The organism is Enterobacter sp. CM29, from assembly GCF_013179605.1.
Classification (GTDB): Bacteria; Pseudomonadota; Gammaproteobacteria; order Enterobacterales; family Enterobacteriaceae; genus Enterobacter; species Enterobacter intestinihominis.
Genome location: NZ_JABMCU010000017.1, coordinates 25439 through 35134 on the forward strand (window position 1 = coordinate 25439; position 9696 = coordinate 35134).

General features: G+C 54.5%; 11 protein-coding genes and 1 pseudogene. 8 read left to right on the forward strand and 4 right to left on the reverse strand.

Annotated features, from left to right (window positions below; all coding sequences use genetic code 11):
- Positions 1-15: 15 nt before the first annotated feature.
- Positions 16-1227, forward strand: a complete 1212-nt coding sequence (gene tyrP / locus HP459_RS04060; protein ID WP_032622450.1) for a tyrosine transporter TyrP — start codon at positions 16-18, stop codon at positions 1225-1227.
- Positions 1228-1255: 28 nt separating this feature from the next.
- On the opposite strand, the gene HP459_RS04065 is transcribed toward tyrP, so the two are convergent.
- Positions 1256-1924 carry a YecA family protein gene (locus HP459_RS04065; protein ID WP_038416285.1) on the reverse strand — a complete coding sequence of 223 codons (669 nt, stop codon included), beginning with the start codon at positions 1922-1924 and terminating at the stop codon, positions 1256-1258.
- A gap of 411 nt (positions 1925-2335) precedes the next feature.
- Between HP459_RS04065 and HP459_RS04070 the strand changes: the two genes are divergently transcribed.
- The 6 genes from HP459_RS04070 (at position 2336) to HP459_RS04095 (ending at position 7945) form a co-directional block, all read left to right on the forward strand.
- Positions 2336-3457, forward strand: a complete 1122-nt coding sequence (locus HP459_RS04070) for a branched-chain amino acid ABC transporter substrate-binding protein (RefSeq protein ID WP_046619377.1) — start codon at positions 2336-2338, stop codon at positions 3455-3457.
- Positions 3458-3525: 68 nt separating this feature from the next.
- Complete coding sequence (locus tag HP459_RS04075; RefSeq protein WP_003859667.1) at positions 3526-4440, forward strand: branched-chain amino acid ABC transporter permease; 915 nt, start codon at positions 3526-3528, stop codon at positions 4438-4440.
- 11 nt (positions 4441-4451) lie between these two features.
- On the forward strand, positions 4452-5726 hold the full coding sequence (gene livM, locus HP459_RS04080; RefSeq protein WP_023300473.1) for a high-affinity branched-chain amino acid ABC transporter permease LivM: 1275 nt from the start codon (positions 4452-4454) through the stop codon (positions 5724-5726).
- Entirely contained in the window at positions 5723-6598 is an 876-nt protein-coding gene (locus HP459_RS04085; RefSeq protein WP_023300474.1) for an ATP-binding cassette domain-containing protein, read from the forward strand. Before livM ends, HP459_RS04085 begins: the two co-directional genes overlap by 4 nt.
- On the forward strand, positions 6595-7311 hold the full coding sequence (locus HP459_RS04090; protein ID WP_032622411.1) for an ABC transporter ATP-binding protein: 717 nt from the start codon (positions 6595-6597) through the stop codon (positions 7309-7311). Before HP459_RS04085 ends, HP459_RS04090 begins: the two co-directional genes overlap by 4 nt.
- A 163-nt stretch (positions 7312-7474) precedes the next feature.
- Positions 7475-7945 (forward strand): hypothetical protein, encoded by a 471-nt coding sequence (locus tag HP459_RS04095; RefSeq protein ID WP_023306510.1) that lies wholly within the window; start codon positions 7475-7477, stop codon positions 7943-7945.
- A 5-nt stretch (positions 7946-7950) separates the two neighbouring features.
- On the opposite strand, the gene HP459_RS04100 is transcribed toward HP459_RS04095, so the two are convergent.
- Genes HP459_RS04100 through HP459_RS04110 form a run of 3 tightly spaced genes read right to left on the reverse strand, consistent with a single transcriptional unit; the run spans position 7951 to position 9535 of the window.
- Entirely contained in the window at positions 7951-8877 is a 927-nt protein-coding gene (locus tag HP459_RS04100; protein WP_032624025.1) for a LysR substrate-binding domain-containing protein, read from the reverse strand.
- Between the two features lie 29 nt (positions 8878-8906).
- Entirely contained in the window at positions 8907-9230 is a 324-nt protein-coding gene (locus tag HP459_RS04105; protein WP_045308587.1) for a hypothetical protein, read from the reverse strand.
- A gap of 2 nt (positions 9231-9232) precedes the next feature.
- Positions 9233-9535, reverse strand: coding sequence for a DUF4225 domain-containing protein (locus tag HP459_RS04110; protein ID WP_225303286.1), 303 nt, complete (start codon positions 9533-9535; stop codon positions 9233-9235).
- On the opposite strand from HP459_RS04110, the pseudogene HP459_RS23475 reads away from it, so the two are divergent.
- A pseudogene (locus HP459_RS23475) lies at positions 9473-9604 on the forward strand (integrase); the annotation flags it as partial. The gene HP459_RS04110 and the pseudogene HP459_RS23475 overlap by 63 nt on opposite strands.
- Positions 9605-9696: the final 92 nt, after the last annotated feature.

A 9696-nucleotide genomic window follows, 5' to 3' on the forward strand; every position in this document is an offset into this window, starting at 1 on the left:
GTTGTAGAGGCAAGCGTGAAGAACAGAACTCTGGGAAGTATTTTTATCGTCGCCGGAACGACAATTGGCGCAGGAATGTTGGCCATGCCGTTGGCTGCCGCCGGCGTCGGGTTTGGGGTTACCGTAGTGCTGCTGGGCGGTCTTTGGGCCCTGATGTGTTACACCGCGCTATTATTGCTGGAGGTTTATCAACATGTCCCTGCCGATACCGGCTTAGGCTCCCTGGCTGCACGCTATCTTGGACGCTACGGGCAGTGGATCACCGGTTTCAGCATGATGTTCCTGATGTACGCGCTGACCGCCGCCTACATCAGCGGCGCCGGGGAGCTAATTGCGTCAAGTATCAATGACGGCTTCGGTGCGTCGCTTTCACCGGAAACAGGCGCCATTGTCTTTACGCTGATCGGTGGCGGTGTGGTTTGTGCGGGCACGTCGCTGGTCGATCTGTTTAACCGTTTTTTGTTCAGCGCCAAAATTCTCTTCCTTGTTGTGATGCTGGTGCTGCTGGCACCGCATGTGCACAAGGTTAACCTGCTCTCCCTCCCGCTGGAGAAAGGTCTGGCGCTTTCGGCCATCCCGGTGATTTTCACCTCTTTCGGTTTTCATGGCAGCGTGCCGAGCATCGTGAGCTATATGAACGGGGATATTCGCAAGCTGCGCCGCGTCTTTGTGATCGGCAGCGCCATTCCGTTGATTGCTTACCTGTTCTGGCAGCTGGTGACGCTGGGCAGTATTGATTCCACCACCTTTATCGGCCTGATGGCAGAGCATTCTGGTCTGAATGGATTCCTGGTTGCCCTGCGTAACGTGGTGGCCTCTTCACACGTGGAGCTGGCGGTACATCTGTTTGCAGACCTGGCGCTGGCAACCTCCTTCCTCGGCGTAGCGCTTGGCCTGTTTGACTATATGGCGGATCTGTTCCAGCGTCGCAATACCGTTGCCGGACGCTTACAGACGGGGGCGATGACCTTCCTGCCGCCGCTGGCCTTCGCGCTCTTTTATCCGCGCGGGTTTGTGATGGCGCTAGGATATGCTGGCGTGGCGTTATCGGTACTGGCCCTGCTGCTGCCTTCCCTGCTGGCGTGGAAGAGCCGCCAGCAACATCCGCAGCAAGGATACCGCGTGGCGGGTGGTAAGCCGCTGCTGTGCGTGGTGTTTGGTTGTGGGGTGGTGATTATTCTGGTGCAGATTTTGATTGCAGCGGGGATGCTGCCGGAAGTGGGATAAAAAAAGGGGCTATGAATAGCCCCTTTTTTCAGTGCAGACAGCAACTCTTAAACTTCTTACCGCTCCCGCACGGACACGGATCGTTACGTCCCACCTTCGACCCGTTCACGATCGGCTTTTTCGCTTCCGGCTGCTGCGGATTAGCCACCCAGTAGTTGTACAAACGCAGCGCCGCAGGCTGAATGCTCTCGATGCTGGCCATATACTCCTCTTCGGTCAGCGCTTCCAGCTTCTCGCTGTGCTCTTCCGTTCCGTGCAGGGCAATCACCGCCAGATCCGCTTCCAGCGCTTCCGGCAGGGATGACCAGTCCGTCAGCGCCACGCCGCGCATGTAGCCATAGCACCACTCTTCCACTACGGTATAGCTCTGACCGTCAACGTCGTTATAGCCAAACAGCGGTTCAAACTGATCCGGGTATTCGCTCAGGCGCTCGGCAATATCGTTCATGTGCTTAAAGCAGAGATCGATAAAACGGTTCATCTCACGATCGTTTTTCCAGCGCGGAATATACTTCTCGCCACCCCATACCGCCACCAGCCAGGTGTCGGGCTCCACCACAACGGGACCGGAAAGTACTGCGGTAAGCATGCCGTCCAGTTCGGACACGTCAATCACGGATGCATCGTCGTGTCCGTAAGAGATTAATGTCTCTTCCAGCCACGCCATCTCGCTTTCATTTAATGGGCCTTCAGCCATTGCTGATACTCCTGATAAAAAAAACGATCCTGACATATATCGCCGCGCATGCCTATCTGAAGTTTAGGTCTTTATTGCTGCAAAAACGTGCAAATCGTGACCGTTGCACAACTTATGGGCTTTGTTGTTAAGGAGATGTGATCTCCGCTGTAAATTCATCTCATCCCGCAAAGGCGCATAAAACGGCGCTCTATACTCAACGTGTTGTGACCCGGTCAAGGGATTAACCATTCTGGCAACCTTTTTGCTTAATGTTCTGCGCGCTTCGCGGTGCGTGGGATCCTCGCCGTATTAAGCACGAGATTGCTTCTAAAGTGCATTTTGTTCTCGCTCTTGTTTTTGGATTTACGATGCCATCAGGCGTTCGGGTTTATACCTGGTGCAAAAACCTCTTTGCTAAGGAACATAATAATGTCGCTGAAATTTACCAAAACTCCCCTCTCCCTGTTGCTGGCCGGTTGTCTGGTGACGGCCTTTTCTGCACAGGCCGATATCGTGATCGGCGTGGCCGGGCCGTTCACAGGCCCGAACGCAACCTATGGCGATCAATACTGGCATGGCGCTACGCAGGCGGCGGAAGACATTAACGCCGCTGGCGGGATCAACGGTGAGAAAATCAAACTGGTTCAGGGCGATGACGCCTGCGAACCCAAACAGGCCGTTGCCGTCGCCAACCGCTTAGTCGATCAGGATAAAGTGAAAGCGGTCGTCGGCCACTTCTGCTCCTCGTCGACCATGCCCGCCTCCGAGGTCTATAGCGATGCCGGGATCCTCTCCATCACCCCCGGCTCAACGAACCCGCTTATTACCGAGCGGGGCATGAGCGATATGTTCCGCATGTGCGGACGTGACGACCAGCAGGGCCAGGTCGCCAGCGATTTTATTCTTGATAAGCTTAAAGCCAAACGGGTCGTCATCATCCACGATAAAGACACCTACGGTCAGGGGCTGGCGGACGCCACTAAAGCGGCGCTGGCGAAACGCGGCGTTAAGGATGTGATGTACGAAGGGTTGTCCCGCGGGGAGAAAGACTTTAACGCGCTGGTGACCAAAATTGGCGCACAAAAACCAGACGTGGTGTTCTTCGGGGGCTGTCACCCGGAAGCGGGCCCGCTGGTTCGCCAGATGCGTGAACAGGGCGTGCAGGCGAAGTTCTTCTCGGGAGACTGTATCGTCAATGAAGAGATGGTCACCGCCGCCGGTGGGGCGCAGTACACCAACGGTATTTACATGACCTTCGGTAAAGACCCGCGCCTGATCCCGGACGGAAAAGCCGTCATCGAGAAATTCCGCGCCGGTAAATTTGAACCAGAAGGATACACCCTCTACGCCTACGCGTCTGTGCAGGCTATCGCAGCGGCATTCAAGGCCACGAAAGGGACGGATTCCGCAAAAGCCAGCGAGTGGCTGAAGGCCAACCCTGTCGACACGGTGATGGGTAAAAAAGCCTGGGACAGCAAAGGTGACCTCAAAGTGTCTGACTACGTGGTCTACCAGTGGGACGACAAAGGCAAATATAAAGAAGTGCCATAACGGGACGGAATCTGCTCAACGCCGGCAGGTCTGACTGTCGGCGTAACCCTTTATTCAGGTGCGCGACCATGAGTACATTCTTCCTGCAACAATTAATTAATGGCTTAACGCTGGGTTCGGTCTATGGTCTTATCGCCATCGGCTACACCATGGTGTACGGCATCATCGGTATGATCAATTTCGCCCACGGCGAAGTGTATATGATCTCCGCCTATCTCTCGGCCATTGGCCTGGCCCTGCTGGCGTTTTTTGGACTCCACTCCTTTCCGCTGCTGATCCTGGGAACCCTGGTTTTCACCATCGTGGTCACCGGCGTTTATGGCTGGACGATTGAGCGCATCGCCTATAAGCCGCTACGCAATTCGACGCGTCTGGCGCCGCTGATTTCGGCCATCGGGATGTCGTTGATACTGCAAAACTACGTCCAGCTCAGCCAGGGCCCACGGCAGCAGGGCGTACCGACCATGCTGGATGGCGTGCTGCGTTTTCACCTCGGCGAAGGGTTTGTCCAGATAACCTATACCAAAGTCTTTATTCTCATCGCCTCGTTCGCGGGCATGCTGGTGCTGACCTGGATTATCAACCGTACCCGCTTAGGGCGCATGTGCCGTGCGGTGCAGCAGGATCGTAAGATGGCCTCCATTTTGGGTATCAACACCGACAGAATTATTTCGTTGGTGTTTGTTATCGGCGCAGCCATGGCCGGGCTGGCGGGCGTGCTGATCACCATGAATTACGGCACCTTTGATTTTTACGTCGGGTTCGTTATCGGCATCAAGGCCTTTACGGCGGCGGTGCTGGGCGGCATCGGCTCTCTGCCCGGTGCGATGCTTGGCGGGCTGATTCTGGGCGTCGCAGAAGCGCAATTCTCCGGGATGGTGAACTCGGATTATAAAGACGTGTTCTCGTTTGGATTGCTGGTATTAATCCTGATCTTCCGTCCTCAGGGGCTGCTGGGCCGCCCTGTCGTGGCTAAAGTGTAAGGAACAACGCGATGACCTCTGACGGCTTTTCCCTGAAGCGCTGCATTCTGGACGCGATTTTTTCCGGAATGATCGCCCTGATTATTTTCGGCCCGATTGCGGGCGTCATACTGGATGGTTACAGCTTTACCTTTGACGGCCAGCGGCTGGCGTGGATTGTAGGCACGGTGATGGTGGGACGCTTTTTGCTGAGCGCCTTTTCAGCTACGGCGGCCGGAAGACGTTTACAGGCGCGGTTTGAATCTGACAATGCGGGGGTGTATGTCCGGCCACCGGCGTATAAAAGCCGCATGCGCTGGATCATTCCGCTGATTGTCACGCTGGCGATCTGCTTCCCGTTTGTGGCCACAAAATACGTTCTGACGGTCGCTATACTCGGACTGATCTACGTCCTGCTCGGTCTTGGGCTGAACATTGTCGTTGGCCTGGCAGGGTTGCTGGATCTGGGTTATGTCGCCTTCTATGCCATCGGCGCTTACGGACTGGCGCTCGGGTATCAGTATCTGGGGCTTGGGTTCTGGAGCATGCTGCCGCTGGCGGCGCTAATGGCTGCGGGCGCGGGCGCCCTGCTCGGCTTTCCGGTGTTGCGCATGCACGGGGATTATCTCGCCATCGTCACGCTCGGGTTTGGCGAGATCATCCGTCTGGTGCTGAACAACTGGCTTACCTTCACCGGCGGGCCTAACGGCGTTTCAGCCCCTGCCCCGACCTTTTTTGGCCTGGAGTTTGGCCGACGCGCCAAAGAAGGCGGCGTCCCTTTCCACGAGTTCTTCGGCCTGACCTATAACCCCAACATGAAGTTTATTTTCATCTATGCGGTACTGTTCCTGGTAGTCATGCTGGTGCTGTACATTAAACACCGGCTGACCCGAATGCCCATTGGACGCGCGTGGGAAGCGCTCCGTGAGGATGAGATTGCCTGCCGTTCCATGGGGCTGAATCACGTTCTGGTCAAACTCTCGGCCTTCACCCTGGGCGCATCGACGGCAGGTATCGCCGGGGTGTTTTTTGCCACCTGGCAGGGGTTTGTTAACCCCACCTCTTTCACCTTTTTTGAATCGGCCCTCATCCTCGCGATTGTGGTCCTGGGCGGGATGGGCTCCACCGTCGGCGTCGTACTGGCCGCCTTTGTGCTGACCGTCACGCCGGAACTGCTGCGCAGCTTTGCGGAATACCGCGTGCTGCTGTTTGGCATGCTGATGGTGGTGATGATGATCTGGCGTCCTCGCGGTCTGATCCGCATCAACCGCAGCGGATTTGCCGTGCGTAAAGGAGTGGCGCCATGAACGCAACGATTTTGCGTGTAGAACATCTGATGATGCACTTCGGCGGGATCAAGGCCTTAAACGACGTCAATCTTGAGGTGCAGCGCGGCTCTATTACTGCACTCATTGGGCCTAACGGCGCGGGAAAAACAACCGTCTTTAACTGCCTGACCGGTTTCTACCGGGCCTCCGGCGGCAACATTCTGTTCAATGCACGAAATAAAACTACCAATGTCATTCAGGTGCTCGGCCAGAAACTCCAGCCGGGCGACTGGCTCAGCCCGGCGCAGCTTGGTCAACGCCTGTTCTATAAGATGTTTGGCGGCACGCATCTGGTGAACCGCGCGGGTCTTGCGCGCACGTTTCAGAACATCCGCCTGTTCCGCGAGATGTCCGTTGTGGAAAACCTGCTGGTGGCACAGCACATGCGCGTCAATCGCAATCTGCTGGCGGGGGTGCTGAACACCCCTGCGTATCGTCGGGCAGAGAACGAGGCGCTGGACCGGGCGTTTTACTGGCTGGAGGTGGTGGATCTGGTAGATTGCGCGAACCGTCTGGCCGGGGAAATGTCCTATGGCCAGCAACGACGCCTCGAAATCGCCCGCGCCATGTGCACCGGCCCGGAGATGATTTGTCTCGATGAACCTGCTGCCGGCCTGAACCCGGTGGAGACGCACAAGCTGAGCGAGATCATCCGGTTCCTGCGCGACCACCACGACATCACGGTTTTGCTGATCGAGCATGATATGGGGATGGTGATGGGCATTTCAGATGACATCATTGTGCTCGATCACGGCGATGTGATTGCCAGAGGTAAACCGGCTGAGATCCAGCACAATGAAAAAGTGATTGCCGCGTATCTGGGCACCGACGAAACCGAGGTAAATCTGTGAGCGCACCGATGCTTCAATTTCATAATGTGGACGTTTTTTACGGGGTGATCCAGGCGTTGAAGCAGGTTTCACTTGAGGTAAACAAAGGGGAAACCGTGGCCCTGATTGGCGCTAATGGCGCGGGGAAGTCAACATTACTGATGTCTGTCTTTGGTCAGCCCCGGATCCGCAACGGGCAGATCCTCTTCTGCGGCGAGGATATCAGCCACAAATCCACCCACTATGTTGCCACCGGCGGCATCGCGCAGGCACCTGAGGGACGACGCATTTTCCCGGATATGTCTGTAGAAGAGAACCTGCTGATGGGGACAATCCCCGTCGGCAATCAGCATGCAGCTGAAGATATGCAAAGCATGTTCGACCTCTTCCCTCGCCTCAAGGAGCGGCGTAACCAGCGGGCGATGACGCTTTCCGGCGGTGAACAGCAGATGCTGGCTATTGCCCGGGCACTGATGAGCCGTCCTAAACTTCTGCTGCTGGATGAACCCAGCCTCGGCCTCGCACCAATCGTGGTTAAACAGATCTTCCAGACGCTGCGCGAACTGGCCCGTAACGGAATGACGATTTTTCTGGTCGAGCAGAATGCCCACCACGCGCTGAAGTTGTCCGACCGCGGCTATGTGATGGTTAACGGGCAGATTCGGTTAAGCGGCAGCGGCGAGGCGTTGCTAAAGGATCCGGAGGTGAGGAAGGCGTACCTGGGCGGCGTGTGAAGCCTGGAGGCTATAGTGAGAAAAACTCACAGTGATTGCCATTATTAATCGTTTTTCTGATGCGACCGCATTCAAATATCATCTTTACGACCCGCCTTTGCGCGGGTCGATAAAACGTTCAGCCGCAAACTGAATAATAATGATAAGAGGATCCGGGGCAAATATGACACTTGATGCGTTATATCAGTTAATGAAAACTGTATTACCACCTGACACCGATTCAGCCGATGATTTACAGGATTTTATGGCCATGCTTATGGCGACGAAACATCACTCAGAGGCTCTGTCACCGTTTTCGCAGCGCGTATACATGCTGTCCGTTGCCCATCGCGACCCTAAGCAAGCGGCTGCGCTGATTTCAGCCTGTCATCCTGAAGCAGGAAAGCCCCTTCCGCTGCTCGACTTCTCCGGCTGGCCGCACGTGCGCTACGCCACGTCGGGTGAATTACAGACGCCCGAGACTGAAGAATATTTTCACAGGATTTCGTCTGCCGCCACGATATTACGCGGTGCAATTATTGACGCTGAGCAGCAGAAAAACACGCCAGCATTTTATATTCTGGATAAGGTACTCAGCCTGAACAGCGCTTTGCCAGAACGCTATAAAAAGATGGCAAACATCTCTTACTCATAACGGTATTAATAAACCCGGCTTTCATCGTATTCCAGGTAATCGATATCCAGAGCCGGAACGACCGGGGTATGGTTTTGCAGCCAGCCCAGAAGGTGCTGGATGCTCTCTCTTTTGAGCGAATTTTTTGGCCAGACGAGGTAGTAACCATCTCCCGTCGCGATAGCTTCCCTGAACGGCAGGCCCAGCAGGCCGCTTTTCAGGGCATCAAGCGTGAGATGCAGGTCGGCGATAGCGATGCCGTGCCCGTTCATCGCGGCGATACTTCCCTGTTCAAGGGTATCAAACACCATGCCGCTGCTCATATCGAGCCCCGGAAACAATCCTGTTCTTCGCAGCCAGCGCCGCCAGTCACGTCTGTCCGGTGAAGGATGGATCAAATCGCATTGCGAAAGCTGCTGCCGGGCCGGTTCGATAAGCGATGGGGTGCAAACCGGGATAAGCCATTCATGAAAAAGCAGCTGGCTTTCCGTTGTCTCACCAAAACGGCCATTACCGAGAAGGATGGCGCAGTCGTATGGCTCAAGATTGAAATCAACGGTGTCAATGTCCATCCAGACGCTGGCAATCTCCACCTGCGGTTTTGGATGGTTGTTGCGAAAAGATCGCAGCACGTCGAGAAGCCATCTCATGGTCAGGGTGCTGGGTGTTTTTAACCGCAGCAGATGGTTTTCACTGCGGAATGCCCGGCAGGCCCATTCAATGCTCGTGAAGCTTTCGTTCAGCTGTCCGGCAAGCACTCGCCCGGCTTCAGTGACCTCCACGCGAGGACCTTGCCTTTTGAAAAGCTCGCAGTCGAACCACAGTTCAAGGGTACGGACATGTCTGCTGACCGCGCCCGGCGTAATATTGAGCGTTTCAGCGGCTTTACTGAAGGAGTTCAACCGCGCAGCAACTTCAAACGCACGCAGTGCATACAATGGCGGTAAAGACATAGCGTCCCTTAAATGAAAAATTCATTATGCTAAAACTTGTTACGGGGCAATGCCAGCAAGTAAATTATGGAGAAAAACAATGAGCCCCAATATACCGAGTCATAGCGATAGGGGTCAAAATCTATATGCAAAAAGCTGCTGACAAACTCGTAGCCATTGGCAAAGATGTTTATCTGAACGGCTGCAATAGTGATTACAAACACCCTATACGCGATAAATAGCGGGTATTTATGCAGCCTGTTAACTTTTAGTTTGCCGAGATAAAGCAAGAGAAAAATTGCAATAGATACAATGAAATAGGCCACGGCAGGCCAAACAGGTGGATGAAGCGAAAATTCTAACTCTTGAGACATAATCAATTCTCTTTTGCTATCTGGTACATCTGCCACCCCGTAATGCTCCCACTGGTCAAATCCAGCGCCATTGCGGTTTTAAAAGCCTCTTGCCAACCTCTGATATAATCGTGGAATAAACTCCAGGACCTCTCTCTGGGACCCAAAACTTTTCTGCCCGCACCATATGCCGATAAAGAGAGATCAACGACGCCATAGACTAAGTCAGCCTGGTTATTACCATAACCTAACTTCGTAGCAGCAAATCTAAAGGGATATCGGATCTGGAAGGCACGCTTAACGAAAAACAGGGAATCGCTGGTCATAAAAACGCGTCACAGACAGCACGTTATGATAGAAAAATTCCTATAGTTCCGGTAGTCGGAGGGCAGTAATGCCCTCTTTTTATGGTGAAGCCGAATGGCGAAAGAATGGCGAATGGCGAATGGCGAAAATTAGGCAATAAAAAACCACCTTTCGGTGGTTT